Annotated in this window: 17 protein-coding genes; 13 read left to right on the top strand and 4 right to left on the bottom strand. The window is 61.8% G+C overall.

What is annotated here, in order from left to right:
* Positions 1-71 precede the first annotated feature (71 nt).
* The 4 genes from ACX3M4_RS18075 to ACX3M4_RS18060 all read left to right on the top strand — a co-directional run bounded on the left by ACX3M4_RS18075 (position 72) and on the right by ACX3M4_RS18060 (position 4,286).
* On the top strand, positions 72-923 hold the full coding sequence (locus ACX3M4_RS18075) for a LysR family transcriptional regulator (RefSeq protein ID WP_459354377.1): 852 nt from the start codon (positions 72-74) through the stop codon (positions 921-923).
* Between the two features lie 166 nt (positions 924-1,089).
* Entirely contained in the window at positions 1,090-2,283 is a 1,194-nt protein-coding gene (locus ACX3M4_RS18070) for an MFS transporter (RefSeq protein ID WP_459354376.1), read from the top strand.
* A gap of 111 nt (positions 2,284-2,394) precedes the next feature.
* A complete protein-coding gene (locus ACX3M4_RS18065; RefSeq protein WP_459354375.1) occupies positions 2,395-2,625 on the top strand; it encodes a hypothetical protein in 231 nt (76 codons plus the stop codon).
* A gap of 134 nt (positions 2,626-2,759) precedes the next feature.
* Positions 2,760-4,286, top strand: coding sequence for a YifB family Mg chelatase-like AAA ATPase (locus ACX3M4_RS18060; protein ID WP_459354374.1), 1,527 nt, complete (start codon positions 2,760-2,762; stop codon positions 4,284-4,286).
* Between the two features lie 2 nt (positions 4,287-4,288).
* Here ACX3M4_RS18060 and ACX3M4_RS18055 read toward each other — a convergent pair whose 3' ends face one another.
* The gene (locus ACX3M4_RS18055) at positions 4,289-5,329 is read right to left on the bottom strand and encodes a zinc-dependent alcohol dehydrogenase family protein (protein ID WP_459354373.1); all 1,041 of its coding nucleotides are present in this window, start codon (positions 5,327-5,329) and stop codon (positions 4,289-4,291) included.
* A gap of 139 nt (positions 5,330-5,468) precedes the next feature.
* On the opposite strand from ACX3M4_RS18055, the gene ACX3M4_RS18050 reads away from it, so the two are divergent.
* The 7 genes from ACX3M4_RS18050 (at position 5,469) to ACX3M4_RS18020 (ending at position 12,951) form a co-directional block, all read left to right on the top strand.
* Complete coding sequence (locus ACX3M4_RS18050) at positions 5,469-5,951, top strand: Lrp/AsnC family transcriptional regulator (RefSeq protein ID WP_459354372.1); 483 nt, start codon at positions 5,469-5,471, stop codon at positions 5,949-5,951.
* 28 nt (positions 5,952-5,979) lie between these two features.
* Positions 5,980-7,041: a pyridoxal phosphate-dependent aminotransferase gene (locus ACX3M4_RS18045; protein WP_459354371.1), complete on the top strand. Its 1,062-nt coding sequence runs from the start codon at positions 5,980-5,982 to the stop codon at positions 7,039-7,041.
* 187 nt (positions 7,042-7,228) lie between these two features.
* Positions 7,229-9,547, top strand: a complete 2,319-nt coding sequence (locus tag ACX3M4_RS18040) for a S8 family peptidase (protein ID WP_459354370.1) — start codon at positions 7,229-7,231, stop codon at positions 9,545-9,547.
* A 23-nt stretch (positions 9,548-9,570) separates the two neighbouring features.
* The gene (locus tag ACX3M4_RS18035; protein ID WP_459354369.1) at positions 9,571-10,731 is read left to right on the top strand and encodes an MBL fold metallo-hydrolase; all 1,161 of its coding nucleotides are present in this window, start codon (positions 9,571-9,573) and stop codon (positions 10,729-10,731) included.
* A gap of 20 nt (positions 10,732-10,751) precedes the next feature.
* Positions 10,752-11,951 carry a phospholipase effector Tle1 domain-containing protein gene (locus ACX3M4_RS18030; protein WP_459354368.1) on the top strand — a complete coding sequence of 400 codons (1,200 nt, stop codon included), beginning with the start codon at positions 10,752-10,754 and terminating at the stop codon, positions 11,949-11,951.
* An 83-nt stretch (positions 11,952-12,034) separates the two neighbouring features.
* Complete coding sequence (locus ACX3M4_RS18025; RefSeq protein WP_459354367.1) at positions 12,035-12,352, top strand: heavy metal-binding domain-containing protein; 318 nt, start codon at positions 12,035-12,037, stop codon at positions 12,350-12,352.
* A gap of 8 nt (positions 12,353-12,360) precedes the next feature.
* Positions 12,361-12,951 (top strand): GNAT family N-acetyltransferase, encoded by a 591-nt coding sequence (locus ACX3M4_RS18020; RefSeq protein WP_459354366.1) that lies wholly within the window; start codon positions 12,361-12,363, stop codon positions 12,949-12,951.
* A gap of 358 nt (positions 12,952-13,309) precedes the next feature.
* Here the strand turns inward: ACX3M4_RS18020 and cysK are convergent, their stop codons facing one another.
* The 3 genes from cysK to dut all read right to left on the bottom strand — a co-directional run bounded on the left by cysK (position 13,310) and on the right by dut (position 15,542).
* A complete protein-coding gene (cysK, locus tag ACX3M4_RS18015; protein WP_459354365.1) occupies positions 13,310-14,269 on the bottom strand; it encodes a cysteine synthase A in 960 nt (319 codons plus the stop codon).
* 145 nt (positions 14,270-14,414) lie between these two features.
* The gene (locus tag ACX3M4_RS18010) at positions 14,415-15,074 is read right to left on the bottom strand and encodes an HAD family hydrolase (protein WP_459354364.1); all 660 of its coding nucleotides are present in this window, start codon (positions 15,072-15,074) and stop codon (positions 14,415-14,417) included.
* Positions 15,075-15,095: 21 nt separating this feature from the next.
* Complete coding sequence (gene dut / locus ACX3M4_RS18005) at positions 15,096-15,542, bottom strand: dUTP diphosphatase (RefSeq protein WP_459354363.1); 447 nt, start codon at positions 15,540-15,542, stop codon at positions 15,096-15,098.
* A gap of 174 nt (positions 15,543-15,716) precedes the next feature.
* On the opposite strand from dut, the gene ACX3M4_RS18000 reads away from it, so the two are divergent.
* Together ACX3M4_RS18000 and ACX3M4_RS17995 are read left to right on the top strand one after the other, a co-directional pair.
* Positions 15,717-16,136 carry a hypothetical protein gene (locus tag ACX3M4_RS18000; RefSeq protein WP_459354362.1) on the top strand — a complete coding sequence of 140 codons (420 nt, stop codon included), beginning with the start codon at positions 15,717-15,719 and terminating at the stop codon, positions 16,134-16,136.
* Between the two features lie 22 nt (positions 16,137-16,158).
* Positions 16,159-16,737 (top strand): OmpA family protein, encoded by a 579-nt coding sequence (locus tag ACX3M4_RS17995; RefSeq protein WP_459354361.1) that lies wholly within the window; start codon positions 16,159-16,161, stop codon positions 16,735-16,737.
* The last annotated feature ends 53 nt before the right edge of the window (positions 16,738-16,790 follow it).

Here is a 16,790-nt window from a genome sequence, read left to right as displayed (position 1 = left end):
CAAGACTGGCATGGATGAAGTCTTATGAAAAATGATTGATAGCAGAAAATAATATCACTATTTTAGATATCATGGACATCGTACTCTTGAAAACCCTCGTCGCCGTTGCAGATACCGGGTCCTTTTCCGCGGCCGCGCAGGCGCTCCACTGTGTCCAGTCCAACGTGACGTCGCGTATTCGCCGCCTGGAAGAACACTTCGGCCAGAAGGTCTTTCAGCGCAACAAGACCGGGGCGCGGCTGACGGAGTTCGGTGCACAGCTGCATGGCCGTGCGGTTGATCTTCTGCATCAGTTCGCCGCCGCCGAGAGGGAGTTGCTGGAGGCTGCGGGAACCGGGGCCCCACTCAGTCTCGGCTCGATGGAGACGACGGCGGCGGTGCGCCTGCCGGGTGTGCTCAAACGCCTGAAACGCGAAAGCTCCGCACCGCTGTCGTTGACGACGGGACCAACCGCGGATCTGCTGGCGAAGGTCTGGGACAGAAAGATCGATGCCGCTTTCGTGGCAGGCCCCGTGGATGAAAGCCGCTTTCACGCGGTACGGGCCTTCTCCGAAGAGCTTGTCTGCGCGCGCCACCCCGCCGGAACCACCCGGGACCCGTTACTTGTCTTCCGACACGGCTGCAGCTATCGCGCTGCCGCCCTCGCCTGGCTCGGCAGTGCTGGCCGCAGCGACACGCAGGTGACCGAAATGGGCACGCTGGAAGGCATTCTCGGCTGCGTCGAAGCCGGGCTCGGCTTTGCTGTCGGTCCGGAAAGCGCCGTCCGGGGGTATCGCAACGCGGATCAATTGCACCTGGAACCGCTTCCCAAGCCATTCCGGGATGTGGACACCTATCTGGTGTGGCGGCTAGACCATGCGCCCGTCGATGCCCACCGGAAGCTGCTGGTGGTTCTCGGCGAAGGGCAGGCGGACCTCTCCTAGACCTTCTACAGATCCGGATTGCCTCGTACCGGTCAGGCGAAAAAAGTGCCGCTCAACCTGCGGAAGAAGCTTGCAAGCTTCCAACTTCTTCCTGAAACTCGCCTCCGCCAGCCTGTCATTCCGGCAGGCGACCGGCAATCGTGACAATGCGGCTTGACCCTGAAGGATGACCAAGAACATCGTTTCCGGCGCGCCTGGTGCCTGTGAGCCGATCCTGACCCGGACCCGCAGCCTGACGGCCGCGGGTCTTGCCATCGTGGCGGTCACCTATGGTCTCGCGCGCTATTGTTTCGGCCTGTTCCTGCCCGAGATCCGGCAGGAATTCGGGCTGTCGGCCGAGATGATCGGGCTCATTGCCGGTCTTTCCTATCTCGGTTATCTCGCCGCGACCTTCGCCGCGTCCTGGCTGTCGACCTTGTTTGACCCGAGGTTGCCCATTCTGCTCGGCGGCCTTGCCGCAGCGGCCGGCATGGCGCTGATCGCCGTCTCGACAAGCCCCCTGATGCTGGCGGCCGGCGTGTTCGTCGCCGGCACCAGCCCCGGTCTTGCCTATCCGCCATTTTCCGACGTGATCGTCCGGCAAACGGACCCCTCCCGGCAGAACGGCATCTATGCCTGGATCAATTCGGGTACCGGTTTCGGCGTTGCCCTTGCCGGTCCGCTCGCGCTTTATGCGGCCGGCGACTGGCGCCTGGCCTGGATGGCCTTCACAGGTCTTGCAGTCGCCGTGACGGCCTGGAACTACATGGCCTTGCCGCGCCGCCGCCGGGAGCCTGGTGCCGGACCGCGGCGGATGCCTCTCGGCATCCTGAAAGACCGCGCGGCCCGGGGCCTCTTCGTCTCCGCCTTTCTCTTCGGCATCGTCACCGCCGTCTACTGGACCTATGCGGTGGAGCTGCTGACGCTCCTCACCGGCAATCCGCGCGATGCCATCATGTTCTGGATCGTGCTCGGCATCGCCGGTGTGAGCGGCTGTTTTGCCGGAGGGCTCGCGGACCGCTTGGGCCTTGCGCTCGCCTACCGCCTGCTCACGATGCTGGTCGGCGCCGCGGTCGCCACGCTGCCGCTGCTCGTCGGAACACGGCTCGGCATTTATCTCTCCGCGGCCGCCTTCGGCGCGGGTTTCATCGTGCTGACGGCGCTCTACGGCATGTGGAGCATGCGGATCTTCCGGCAGGCACCGTCCGTCGGCTTCGGCTTCACCTTTTTCCTGATATCCCTCGGGCAAGGGGCAGGACCGGTCCTGAGCGGTTTTCTGATCCCGGTTGCAGGTCATTCCGCGCTGTTTTTCGCCGCCGGTCTTCTCTGCTGCGCCCTGGCAGGGTTCCATGTGCGGGAAAGGAACGGCCGGGCACCCTGACGGCGTGCCGGGGCCGGGCCCCGCTGCGTTTTGTCAATCTGCTGGCCTTTCGCGAAAATTGCAGGCATGGTTGTAGCACGTATTGATTGTTTTGATTTTGTGACTGGACCTATGACCCTTCCCCCTTCTGACGATGCCCCCAGGACCCTCGACATGGAGATCTGCCGGGCCCTTTATGAAAAAGACCCGGACCGCTTGCTGGAACTTGTGTCCGGCTGGATGGAGGCCAACCGGTTGACCCTGAGCGATGATTTCGAGATGCCGGCTTACCTGGAAGCGGTGCTTGTCCGCCGCCGGGCTTCGTTTCACGAAAACCAGGCTTCGTATGTTCTTGTGTCCTGATACCCCCGCGGCCGGAGTGGGGTGCCGGTCTCCTTTGACTTTCCCGGCCGGCAGACTGTTTGTTCTTTATATGTTCTTGCACCTGCCTGCCAGATGTGCTTGGCTTAGGCGCATCTGGAAGTAGAGGACAATGTATGGTCAGCCGCGTCACCACGGTTGCGTTTCAGGGTATCGAGGCTGTGCCGGTGGATGTGCAGGTCCATGTCGGGCCTGGCAATGTCCTCTTCAACGTCGTCGGCCTGCCGGACAAGGCGGTTGCCGAAAGCCGGGAACGGGTGCGGGCGGCGCTCTCCGCTTCCGGTCTGGCCCTGCCGGCCAAGCGTGTCACCGTCAACCTGGCGCCCGCCGATCTTCCCAAGGAAGGCTCCCACTACGATTTGCCGATCGCGCTCGGCGTGATGGCCGCCATCGGCGCGATCCCGGCGGAATTCCTGGAAGGCTACGTGGTGCTGGGTGAGCTCGGCCTCGACGGCACGCTGGCGCCGGTCAACGGCGTGCTGCCGGCCGCCATGGGCGCCAACGCTCTGGCCAAGGGCCTCATCTGCCCGCAGGCGAGCGGTGGTGAGGCCGCCTGGGCGGACAAGGACATGGACATCCTGGCGCCGCGCTCGCTCATTCAGCTGGCCAATCATTTCAAGGGCACGCAGGTGCTCAGCCGTCCGGTGGCAAAGTTGCACGGCAATGCCGGCCAGTTGCCGGACCTTGCCGAGGTGAAGGGTCAGGAAACGGCGCGCCGGGCGCTGGAAATCGCCGCCGCTGGTGGCCACAATCTCCTGATGACCGGCCCTCCGGGCTCCGGCAAATCCATGCTTGCCAGCCGTCTGCCATCGATCCTGCCGCCGCTCTCCCCGCGTGAACTTCTGGAAGTCTCGATGATCGCCTCGCTCGCCGGTGAACTGGCCGAGGGCAAACTGACCGACCGCCGCCCGTTCCGCACGCCGCATCACTCCGCCTCCATGGCGGCGCTGGTCGGTGGCGGGCTCAGGGCTCGGCCCGGCGAAGTGTCGCTTGCCCATAATGGCGTGCTCTTCCTGGACGAATTGCCGGAATTCAATCCCCAGGTGCTCGACAGCCTGCGCCAGCCGCTGGAATCCGGCGAGGCCGTGATCGCCCGCGCCAATCACCGGGTCACCTATCCTGCCCGCATCCAGCTGGTGGCGGCCATGAACCCCTGCCGCTGCGGCCATGCCGGCGAGCCGGGCCACCAGTGCCGCCGGGGCGAGCGCTGCGTTACCGATTATCAGGCAAGGGTCTCAGGGCCGCTTCTGGACCGGATCGATGTCAGGATCGAAGTTCCTGCCGTGACCGCGGCCGATCTCATCGGCCCGGCTTCAAGCGAAAGCTCCGCAGTCGTCGCCGCGCGCGTCGCGGCCGCCCGCGACATCCAGCAGCAGCGGTTTCTGGAGCTCGGCCTTGCCTGCCGCACCAACGCCCAGGCCCCGGCATCCGCGGTCGAAACCATGACCCGCCCGGACGACAAGGGCCTCGCCTTCCTGCGGGACGTAGCCGAACGCCTCGCGTTGAGCGCTCGCGGCTACCACCGCGTCCTGAAACTCGCCCGCACCCTCGCCGATCTCGACGGCCAGGACACGGTCGGCCGCATCCATCTGGCCGAGGCCCTGAGTTACCGTGGCCACGACATGTCACGCCGGGCGGCGTGAGGTCAGAACTGCGTCACCACCGTCGCCCCGACGCCCTCGAACTTGTCCATCGATGTCAGCGCCTCGATGGATTGTTCCAGGCCGATTTCCTTGCCTACCAGTTTCTCGGGGCTGAGCTTGCCGGTTTCGACCATCGCCAGCATCGCGTCGTAGCGATGGGCCTGCATGCCGTGGCTGCCGAGGATTTCCAGTTCCTGGCCGATTACCTTGGCCATCGGCACCTGCGGCGTCGCGTGGTCGGCCAGCATCAGGCCGATCTGCACGTGCCGGCCGCGGCGGCGCAGGTTCTGGATGGAATTGAAGCAGGTTGCCGGGTGGCCGAGCGCGTCGATGGAGACATGTGCCCCGCCCCGGGTGAGTTCGATGACCGCGCCAGCGACATCGGCGGTCTTAGCCGCGTTGACGGTGGCGACCGCGCCGAGGTTCCGGGCCAGCGCCAGCTTGTCCTCGGCAATATCGACTGCGATGACATTGGCACCGACAGCATTGGCGATCATGATGGCCGAGAGGCCGACCCCGCCGCAGCCATGCACCGCGACCCATTCGCCGGCTTTTGTCCGGCCCTGGTCGACGACACCGCGGAAGGAGGTCGCGAAGCGGCAGCCGAGGCTGGCGGCGGTGGCAAAGCTCATGCTATCGGGCAGCGGCACCAGGTTGAGATCGGCCTGGTGAATGCCGACAAATTCGGCAAACGAGCCCCAATGGGTGAAGCCAGGCTGGAACTGGGTGTGGCAGACCTGCTGGTGGCCGGCATGGCATTCGGGACAGGCACCACAGCCGCCGACAAAGGGCACGGTCACCCGGTCGCCCGCCTTCCAGCGGGTGACGTTCCTGCCGACGGCGACGATGGTGCCGGCGAGCTCGTGCCCGGGCACATGCGGCAGCACGATATCCGGGTCATGCCCCATCCAGCCGTGCCAGTCGCTGCGGCAGACCCCTGTCGCCCCGACTTTGAGCACCGCCCCATGCGGCTCAGGCACAGGGTCGGGCACGGTGGCAAGGTGAGGGGCCTTGGCGAAGGTCTCATAGAGCACGGCTTTCATGGCGGGGTCCTCGTTGGCTGTCCTTGAGCGAAAAAGCTACGGAAAATCGGTGAAAGAACAATGCAAAAAGTGCTTCATTCGATTAGATCTGGAGCCTATTCTTCCTTGAATTCAATTATCAGAGGCAGTTTCTTCCCTAATGATCAAGATCGACAAGGTGGATGCCGATATCCTGAACCGGCTGCAGAGCGACGGCCGGCTCTCCAATGCCCGGCTGGCGGAGCAGGTGGGTCTCAGCGAAACGCCCTGCTGGCGGCGATTGAAACGGCTGGAGGAAGACGGTGTCATCGAGGGCTATCAGGCCGTCGTCAACCGGCGTGCACTGGGCCTCGGGGTCATGGCCTTCGTCCAGCTCTCCTGTTCGCAGCATGACGAGGAGACGACGGCGGCGTTCCAGAAGGCCATCGAGGCGAGTTCCCATGTTCTCGCCTGCCACAACACCACCGGCGATGCGGATTTTTTGCTGCAGGTCGTCGCGCGGGATCTGGACGACTACAGCCGTTTCGTGGAGAAGGTGCTGCGGCGGTTGCCTGGTGTCACCGGCATCAGGTCGAGCCTGTCACTGCGTGAACTCAAATCCTCGAACCGTCTGCCGGTGCTGAACGCCAACGACCGGTTCTGACCCCCTCAAAGCCTCGACTGGACATGTGATGAGCCGTTTCTGGAGCCCGATTGTCGAAAAGCTGGTGCCCTTTACGCCGGGCGAACAGCCGAAGGACCGCAGCTTCGTCAAGCTCAACACCAACGAGAACCCGTTCGGTCCCTCGCCGATTGCCCTTGGCGCCATCAGAGCCGCGGCCGAGGACGACTTGAGGCTTTATCCGGATCCCGGTGCCGCGTCGCTGAGGGCTGCCATCGCCGGCCGGTTCGGCCTGACGCGGGACCACGTCTTTGCCGGCAACGGCTCCGACGAGATCCTGGCCCATGCCTTTCATGCCTTTTTCTGCGGCAAGGCGCCGGTGCTCTTTGCCGACATCACCTACAGCTTCTACAGGACTTACTGCGAACTCTACGAGGTCGCCTACCGCCTGATCCCGCTCGACGACGGGTTCCGGCTGGATACGACGACGTTCGCCGGCCCCTGCGGCGGCGTCGTGCTCGCCAATCCGAATGCGCCAACGGGGATCGCCGTCGATCTGGCCGCAATCGAGGCGGTGCTGAAACAGAACCCGGACTGCGTCGTGCTGGTGGACGAGGCCTATGTGGATTTCGGCGCAGAGTGTGCCATCGGTCTTGTCCCGCGATATGACAATCTTCTGGTGGTGCAGACCTTCTCCAAGTCGCGCAGCCTGGCGGGTCTGCGCGTCGGCTTTGCCGTCGGCCAGCCGCATCTGATCGAAGGCCTGCAGCGCATCAAGGACAGTTTCAATTCCTATCCGCTCGGCCGTCCGGCGCTGGCGGGCGCGGAAGCGGCCTGGAACGACGTCGCGTGGTTTGAGGAAACACGGCGGCTGGTGATGGCCGAGCGCGGCCGCCTGACCGGCAGCCTGACGGCCCTCGGCTTCGCCGTCCTGCCATCGGCCGCCAATTTTGTATTCGTTTCGCACGAGAACCTTGCGGCGGGCGACCTGCTCGCCGGTCTCAGGGCCGAGGGCATACTGGTGCGGCATTTCCGGCAGGACCGCATTGCCAACTGGCTGCGGATATCCATCGGGACAGTGGAGGAGAATGACGCCCTGCTTCGGGCATTGAGCCCGATTACCCGAAGCTGATGCCACCCCGGACGGCTCTTGAGACCTTGGCCGGAAACGGAATGCCAAACAAAAGCGACTCATCTATTCAGGGTTGAGGTCAAATTAGGTGTTCAATTTCAGTTAATTCCATTCTAGATTGTCAGATGACGTTGGGGAACAGCGTCTAGGAAAGCTATTGTTCCAAAGCCAGGCACGTGGGGGCGGCATGGATGAGGTACTTAAGCGGCGGCTTGCGTTCGCCAACAGCCTGCTATTCGAAACGCCGGGAGGATTGCGCTTCACGCAGGACAGTCCGATCCTGCCAAATGTCTGGCTTGCATTTGCGACGCGGCCGCACGATCAGCACGAATTGATCCTGACATGCGCGGAGGAAGGCGGAACCGGACAGGCGGCACAAGAGATCCGGCAAATGCTGAACACCTTGCGGGAGAAGGATCCGACAACGGAAACGGGAAAGCTGACCCGCAAGGAGCCGCGTGTTTCCTACATTCCAGGCCAGATCGCCGTTCGCCTCTACTTTGATGAATTGATGCGCGTTGTCCTGCCGCTGACTCAATGGTGGCATGAAACCTACGACAGGCTGCGGGTGCTTCAGCACACCAGACCCGAAAATGCCCAGGTTGCGGACTGGAAACCCTTTCCGCAGCCGGATGACAAGGGGCAACGCCAGCAGGATCTGCTGGAAGCGCTCATGTTCATGCGGCGCGAACTGAATGGCCGGTCCCGTGCGTCGATAGAAGATCACGAACGTGAAGCGGAACTCCGGCGGCGGGAAGCTGAACGGAATGCCTCTGTTTCAGGCCGGGATGCCCGGTTGGAGTATATCCGGGATATTCCGGCGGATCTTTGCTGGCTGGTGCGCATAGCGGGTCTGACCGCAAGCTGCTTTCTGTACGGACACGATTTGCTTGATGAAAATGATGTTGTCGGCAAGGTCTTCGAAGCGGAGTTTCTGAGGCGTCAGCGTGGTTTTGGCGATCCTGACCGCATCGTGAATTCCAGAGAAAAACGTGAACTCGAGTCCGGTTCAGACCTCCCGTATGAAACCGCCTTGCAGGCACGCCGCGAGGTGGTCAGAGCTTTCATGGAACTCTATCGCAACTGGTCAAAAAAAGAGTCGGAAGCAAACGACACTTATCCAAGCGAAAAATACATCTGGCGCGTGACCAGGAACCGTCCGATCCATCTCGCCGTCAGCAAATCCGCGCTGACCGTCAAGGCGGATGCCGCCATCCGTTTGTTCAACATTTCCTGCGATCGGATCACCTGGGCCGTTGTCGACAGTGGTATCGATCCCCGCCACGATGCGTTCAAGCTGCATTCGAAGGCTTATGAGAAGGAGGTCCGCGCGAAGCTGAAGCAGGAATACGACGAGGCCATTGCCGCTGGTGAGGATCCAGGCCGGGAACCCGACGAGCTTCGTCTGGAGGACCTTACAAAAACACGGATCGTGAAAACGCTTGATTTCACACGGCTTCGGGAACTTCTCGATTTCGATATCAAGCTTTTCGAGAACGGGCAGACCGCGAAGGACCGGCACAATGAAGTGATCCTTGAAATCGCGCGGAGAATGAAGGGCGACTCTCAAGAGGACAGGCTCTCCAAGGCGATGGAACTGCTCAAGGAACTCAGGCGCCGGATCGACAATGGCAAGGACATCAACTGGCAGGATCTGGAGGACGCCATCGTCGACAACAATCCGGATGTGCCGGAAAACGACCATGGCACCCATGTCGCGGGCATTCTCGGCGCGGACTGGATCGAGGACCACGACTACGAGTGGAAAGAGGCCCTCGACAAGCGCGACCGCAAGATGAAAGGGGTCTGTCCGGACATCAATCTGATCGATGTCAGAGTGTTCCGGGACGATGGACTCACCGATGAATTCGAGCTTCTGGCAGCGCTCCAGTATCTTCGCTGGATGAACTCCCGGGCCGGCACGATGCAGGTTCACGGCGCCAATCTCAGTCTGTCGCTTATTCACGAAGTGCGCCGTTTCGCCTGCGGCCGCACGCCGATCTGCGACGAGTGCGACGAAGCCGCCGCTGCTGGCATGGTCATCGTCGCGGCGGCCGGCAACCGTGGCTTCGAGATGCGGGATTTCGAGGAAATCCGCTCATCCGACAGCTACCGGTCCGTTTCGATCACCGATCCGGGTAATGCGAACGGCGTCATCACCGTCGGAGCGACCCATCGCAAGCGGCCGCACGAATACGGCGTCAGCTATTTCTCCAGCCGGGGGCCGACAGGCGACGGCCGGTTGAAGCCGGATATTGTCGCCCCGGGCGAAAAGATCCTCGGCCCGACACCGCAGAACCGCGCCGAATACAAGGACGGAACCAGCATGGCGGCGCCCCATGTCAGCGGTGCCGCGGCCATGCTGATGGCCCGGCATACGGAGTTGATCGCACAGCCGGAAAAGATCAAGCGCATCCTCTGCGAAACGGCGACGGATCTGGGGCGTGAGCGTTATTTCCAGGGGCATGGGCTGGTCGACATCCTGCGCGCCCTGCAATCGGTATAGCAGAGTTCATCGGGAGAAGAGACGTGGCGGACCTGACCCTTCGAGCCATAAAGGCCAAACACGGTGACAGTCTCCTTCTATTCGCCGAAGGCGCCACCGTTCTGATCGACGGCGGCCCTTCAGGGGTCTACCAAAGCTTCCTGCGGGATCAGTTACTGGCGCTTCCGGGCACCAGCGGTGAACCTCCGGCGATCGATCTCCTGATGGTCAGCCATATCGATGCGGACCACATAGACGGCATTCTCGACCTGACCGACGAACTGCTTGAGGCCCGGGACGAGGAGCGCGACCCGATCGCCGACATTCGGGGTGCCTGGCACAACAGTTTTGCCGACACCATTGCCAAGGGAACAGACCAAAGCGCTTCGCAGACCCGGGGGCAAGCCGCGTCGCTGGCCGGGACACTTGAAGAACTGCCGTTTGTCGGTGCCGAAGCGCATGATTCCAAGCTTGTCCTTGCCAGTGTCGCCCAGGGCCGGCAGTTGCGGCTCGATCTGAAGGCGCTGAACATCGACATCAACCGGGGGTTCAAGGATCGCCTGGCCCTGCTTGAAGAAGCCGATGTGCCCTGGTCGCGCGGCAAGCTGAGCCTGAACGTGATCGGTCCGGCGCGGGCACAGGTCGACAAGCTGCGCAAGGAATGGGCGAAGGAGCTCAAGAAAATCCTGGCAAAGGAGGCCGATGCAAAAGCTGCCGCTCTCAGCCTGGATACCTCTGTTTCTAACCTGGCATCGATTGTCGTGGTCGCGGAAGCAGGCGGCAAAACCGCTCTTCTCACGGGAGATGCGCGGGGTGACATGATCCTTCAATGGCTGGAGCAAACCAACCGCCTGGATGCGAACGGCAAGGTCCATTTCAACATCGTGAAGCTGCCGCATCACGGCAGCGACCGGAACGTGTCGTCACAGTTTTTCGAGCGGGTAACAGCCGATCACTACGTCCTTTGCGGGGATGGCAAGCACGGCAATCCGGAGCCGAACACCCTCAGGATGCTGTTTGAGGCCCGGCCGGGCCTGAACTACACGGTGCACATGACGTATGGCCCCGAGGAAATAAAGCAGCACCGCGAATTTCAGGAGGGAACATTGATCGCCGACCTGGATACGGTACTCGCCCAAGGCGGGAGAATGGCCGTGCTGAACTTTCCGGAAAACGGGGCGACGCACATCGACATTGAAGTTTGATTGAAGGAAAGGATGTTGTCATGACCGGCCGACTGGTCCTGTGTCTCGATGGAACCTGGAACAATCCATTCATTGCAGTGGAGCGGGACGACAAGACGACGGTGATGAAACCGACAAACCCGCTGAAACTGGCACGGGCCATTCTGCCCGAAGATCCAAAAAGCGGAGCCCGCCAGATCACCTACTACGATTCCGGCGTGGGCGCGCTGGGGCTCTATCCCGGTATCAGCAACAGATTGCTGAATTTCTTCGACAGCAAGCTCGGCGGGGCGTGGGGGGCCGGCTACGAGGCCAATATCGAGCAGGCCGTGACCTTCATCAGCAACAATTACATCGAGAACGAACAAATCTTCATTTTCGGCTTCAGCCGGGGGGCGGCGCAGGTCCGTGGCCTGACGCAGTTCCTCTCCTGGCTCGGAGGCGTGACGGAAAAAAAGGATGCCTACTACATCCCGATCTTCTTCCGGCTCTATCTGACGACCCGCGGAAAGGGCGATCCGAGAACAATCGTCAATTCGAAGAAGGAAATAATCGCCGACCGGCTCCGTCCAGTCGAGATCACCTTTCTCGGGGTCTGGGATACAGTCGTGTCGCTTGGATCCCGGTTTCGTGCGCGCAGCGGGACGTCCGTGGCGGAAAGATCGTTTCACGTGCACGAAACGCCGGCCAAGTGTGTTCGGGTGGCCCTGCAGGCACTTGCGATCGATGAGAAGCGTTACGACTTCCGGCCGGAAGTGTGGAAGGGATGCGATCCGGATCAGACGCTCGAGCAGCGCTGGTTCCCGGGCGCTCATGGCAATGTCGGCGGCAGTTATGGCAACGACGGCATGGCGAATTGCGCTCTCCACTGGATCGTGGAGAAGGCAGTGGCTCTGGGTCTGGCCGTAGACGAAAAATTTCTGCGCAAGTACCGTTCCTATCCGCAGGACACGATGGGTGAGACCTATACACGGCTTTACCAGACCATCGACCGGATCAGGTTTCGGTACGAGAAGGGTATCCGCCCCCTGACCGGCTACCCTCCCGGCGCAAATCTTTCGATCGATCCTTGCGCCATAAAGCGTCTTTGCAGCAATCCGGACCGCCACCCAACGATGTCCGGTCCTTACCGTCCAAAAAATCTCGTCGAGCTCGTCCGGCGGCACAAGGACGACAAGGAAGGTTTCATCCGGAGTTTCGGACTTGATCCGGAGACATATCCCTTTCCCGACGATATCTGACCGCCGGTAAGGCCCTGCTTCCTTGCAAAGCCCGGCAGGGCTTCCCATGTCTCAAAGCGTCAATTGCAGCAGGGAGATAGGCAATGCTCGTCACCACGACCAATACCATTCAGGGCAGGGATCTGGACTACAAGGGGCTGGTAACGGGCGAGGCGATCCTCGGCGCGAATATCTTCAAGGATTTCTTTGCCGGTATCCGCGACATCGTCGGCGGACGCTCCGGCGCCTACGAGGAAGAACTCGGCAAGGCGCGCAAGATCGCCATCGACGAGATGTGCCAGCAGGCCCAGGCCATGGGCGCCAACGCGGTGATCGGCGTCGATCTCGACTATGAAACCGTCGGCCAGAACGGCTCCATGCTGATGGTCAGCGCCACCGGTACGGCCGTCGTCATCCGCTGAACGCCACCATGTCCGAAAAGGTTCGCATCGCCGCCGGCTTTGCTGAAGACCAACGGCCAGTGGCCGCGCGCCTGTTCTGGCAGGCATTTTCCGGCAAGCTCGGCCGCGTGCTGGCGCCTGAGGAAAAGGCGCTTCGTCTGATCGAACGGATCCTCGATCCTGCCTTTGCGCTCGGCGCAACCGGCCGGGACGGCCGCCTTCTGGGTCTTGCAGGTTTCAAGACAAGCGAAGGATCGCTGGCGGGTGGCGGGCTGAAGGATCTGACGGCTGTCTATGGTCCGGTCGGTGGCCTTTGGCGCGGCCTCATTCTGGATGTGCTCGAGCGCGAGACCGAGCCGGATTGCCTGCTCATGGACGGTATCTTTGTCTCCGAGGAGGCTCGCGGTCTTGGCATTGGCACCGCTTTGCTGGAGGCGACTGCAGAGGAAGCCCGGCGGCGAAGGCTCTCTCGCGTACGACTTGATGTCATCGACACCAACCCTCGCGCAAAGGCTCTTTATGAGCGCGCAGGCTTCGTTGTGGTCGGCGAGGAAAAGACCGGGTGGTTCGAACTGCTGTTCGGTTTTGCGTCTGCAACCCGGATGGAAAAGCTGGTTTAGAAAAACCAGAAGGCTAAAGCGTGTCGCGTTCATTTGAATTCACGCGAAAAGCTTTATCTCTTTTTTGACGCACGTCTTTTTGCGAAAAACCGGAATCCACTTTTTCGCGACGTGCTCTAGTGGAGCGAATTTGACATTTGAGTCCCGCTCGCGGCTAGGCTGATGCTCAAATGTCAAATTCAAAAGCTCCACTAGAATCATATATTTATCTAGTGGTTCTTATGATTCTGACATTTGCTCCAGCGCTAGCGGCAGGGGGATGCAAATGTCAGAATCGAACCACTAGCGATGCCGGGTGCATGCGACGTGACGATCAAAAAAAGCCCCGCAAACCTGTCAGGTCCGCGGGGCGGGAAGCTTACAGACCTTCGAAGAGCGCCGTGGAGAGATAGCGTTCGGCGAAGGAGGGGATGATCACGACGATGTTCTTGCCTTCCATGCCCTCGCGCTGGCCGACGCGGATGGCAGCGGTCAGCGCTGCGCCGGAAGAAATGCCGACCGGCACACCTTCGGTGCGGGCAATTTCGCGGGCCATGGCGAAAGCATCTTCGTTGGCAACGGTCTGAACCTCGTCATAGGCCGCAGTGTCGAGCACGCCCGGCACAAAACCGGCACCGATGCCCTGGATCTTGTGCGGGCCCGGCTGGCCGCCGGACAGGATCGGGCTGTCGGCCGGTTCCACAGCAACCACCTGCAGGTCCGGCTTGCGTCCCTTCAGCACCTGGGACACGCCGGTAATCGTGCCGCCCGTGCCGATGCCGGAGACGAAGACATCGACCTTGCCTGCCGTGTCGTTCCAGATTTCCTCCGCCGTGGTGTTGCGATGGATTTCCGGGTTGGCCGGGTTCTCGAACTGTTGCGGCATCACCGAACCCTCGATCTCGCCGAGAAGCTCTTCGGCGCGGGCGATGGCGCCCTTCATGCCCTTCGGGCCTTCGGTCAGTTCCAGTTCGGCGCCGAGGATCTTGAACATCTTGCGCCGTTCCACCGACATGGTTTCCGGCATCACCAGGATCAGCCGGTAGCCCTTGGCGGCGGCGACGAAAGCAAGCGCGATGCCGGTATTGCCGGAGGTCGGCTCGACCAGGGTGGTCTTGCCGGGAACGATCGTTCCGGCCTGCTCCATCGCCTCGATCATGGCAACGCCGATGCGGTCCTTGACGCTGGAGATCGGATTGAAGAATTCAAGCTTCGCCAGGAGGTTGCCCTTGACGCCATGGGCCTTGGCCAGCCGGTCCAGCCGCACCAGCGGCGTGTCGCCGATCGTGTCAGTGATGGAGGAATAGATCTTTCCGCGGCCGCTGGTCTTAATGGTCATGGCAGGTCTCCCTATGTGGCCGGACCGTCTTCCGCCGGCTTCCTTTGACTGTTCGGAGCGCTAAGATAATACGCGCTCCAGCAAGTTATAAGGGGGGCGGCATGCCTTTGCAGCACGGCCCGTAAAACCTTTTTCCAGAAAAAGCTCAGTGCGTGGAAAAGAGCAGGTCCGGCAGCGCGTCCATGCTGTCGAAGAGGATCGCCCCCGCCTCCCGCATGGCGGCGCGGTCGCAGGCGGGATCCTCCACATAGGCATAGGCGCGCATGCCGGCGGCCCTTGCTGCCATGACGCCGGGCAGGCTGTCCTCGATGACGGCGCAGTGTTCCGGTGCATGGCCCATGGTCTTCGCCGCCAGCAGAAAGACATCCGGCGCCGGCTTGCCCTTCTCGCAGTCTTGCGCGGAAAACAGCCGTCCTTTCAGCCGCGGCAAAAGGCCGGAACTGCCGAGCGTCATGTTCATCTTCTCGTACCGGCCTGACGAGCCGACGCAATAGGGCACGCCGCGCCCGTCGAGATCGTCAAGGATGGCTTCAATGCCCTCAACGGCCGGCACCCCGGCCTGGAAACTGATCAGGTCCCGGGTGCGCACCTGATCCGGCCAGTCCGACGGCAGCTTGATACCGGAAAGGTCTTCCACGAGGCGCTGCACATCCTCCAGCGTCCGTCCCATGAACTGCCGCTGGCAGTCGGGCCCCGTCATCGGGTAACCGAGTTCGGTGACGAAGGCGGCCATGTTGGCGTTGACCAGGCGCTCGGTGTCGACAAGCACACCGTCGCAATCGAAGATGACAAGGCTGGGGGACATGCTGGATCGGGTCCGTTGCTGTCAGCGGCCGGTCGAGCCGAAGCCACCGGCGCCGCGATCCGTTTCCGACAACGTCTCGACTTCCAGGATCGATGCCTGCAGCACCGGAGCGATAACCATCTGGGCGATCCGCTCGCCGCGGGCAATCGTGAAGGGCGCTTCACCGAGATTGATCAGGATGACCTTCACCTCGCCGCGGTAATCCGCGTCGATTGTGCCCGGCGTGTTGAGAACGGTGACGCCATGCTTGGCGGCAAGGCCGGACCGGGGCCGCACCTGGGCCTCGTATCCGGCGGGAAGGGCCATTGCGAGACCCGTCGGGACCAGTGCGCGCGCACCCGGTTCCAGCGTCAGTGGCACATCGACGGCGGCCAGGAGGTCGAGACCGGCGGCCAGCGCCGACTGATAGGCCGGCAGAGGCAGGTCGCTGCCATGGTCAAGGCGTTTCAGTTCCAGGGTCACTGTCATGGATAAGGTCCGGCTGTGGTCTATTCGGCGAGTGACGATATTCGCAGGCCTCTGTCAAGTTTGCCACCGCGCGAAATTCGTCTAGATCGGACACAGATCCACTTGCGGTCGCGTGCGTCTCCTGAAACACTCTGCCCCATCGGAACTTACCGGTGGTTGGGAGTTATCATCATCATGAGACGTTTGATTTTTGCATTGACCGCGGGGCTGGCGTTGTCTGTCTCGTCCGCCGCCTATGCGCAGACCGTCGGCTTTGCCGACGCCATCAAGATCCTGGCGGCAAGCTGCGGCAAGGACATCCAGGCCCATTGCCAGTCCGCTTCGCTCGCAAACAACGGCATTACGGCCTGTCTGGAGAAGAACCAGGCCAAGGTGTCGCAGAAGTGCAATGCGGACCGTGTGGTCGTCATCGGATTGATCCAGGCCCGGCTGGCCGCCCAGTCTGAAGTCGCCAAGATCTGCAATCGCGACATGGCCCAGTATTGCAAGGGCGTAAAACCCGGCGCGGGCCATATGCTGCGTTGCCTCTTGAAGGCACAGCCGTCCGTCAGCAGCAAATGCAACAGCGCGATCGACCTCGCCGGTTACCGTTAAGCCAGATCAAGGGGCAAATTCCATGAACAAGTTTCTTCTGGCCGGTAGCATTGCCGCGCTCATCGTCTCGACGACGGCAACCTTTTCCCAGACCAAACTGAGCCGCAACGAGATCATCAATTCCCTGCAGGGGGCGCAGCAGGAAGTCGACATCAGTGCCGACGCCTTGCAGAAGGCAGCCATCGAGAACATCGAGAAATACCCGGGAGCCAATTCGCCGCAGAGCCTGCCCCTGGCAGACAAGCTGGCCTCGCTGCGCCAGTTCAACGTCGAAATCACCTTCCATTTCGACTCCGCGAACATCGCGCCGGAATCCTATGAAACCGTGGGTCTGATCGCGGACGCGCTGCACACGCCCTATCTGGCAGGCCAGACCTTCTTCATCGTCGGTCATACCGACGCCAAGGGAACCCGTGAATACAATCTCGAGCTTTCCATCAAACGGGCCCAGGCCGTTCGTGAGGCACTCGTCACCACATTCCAGGTGCCCGGTGACTATCTCTTTGCCGTCGGCCTTGGCGAAGAACAGCTGCGCGACCCCGCGAAGCCGGACGCTGCGGTCAACCGGCGCGTCCAGTTGATCAACCTGGGTTACAAGTAAACTTGAGCCACTTGCCGCTTCGCGCCTGAGCGGGTGCGAGGCGGCTGAACAGT

Source organism: Roseibium sp. M-1, assembly GCF_054515675.1.
The sequence above is the reverse complement of the archived record's forward strand: the minus strand, read 5'-3'. Positions and strand labels throughout refer to the sequence as shown.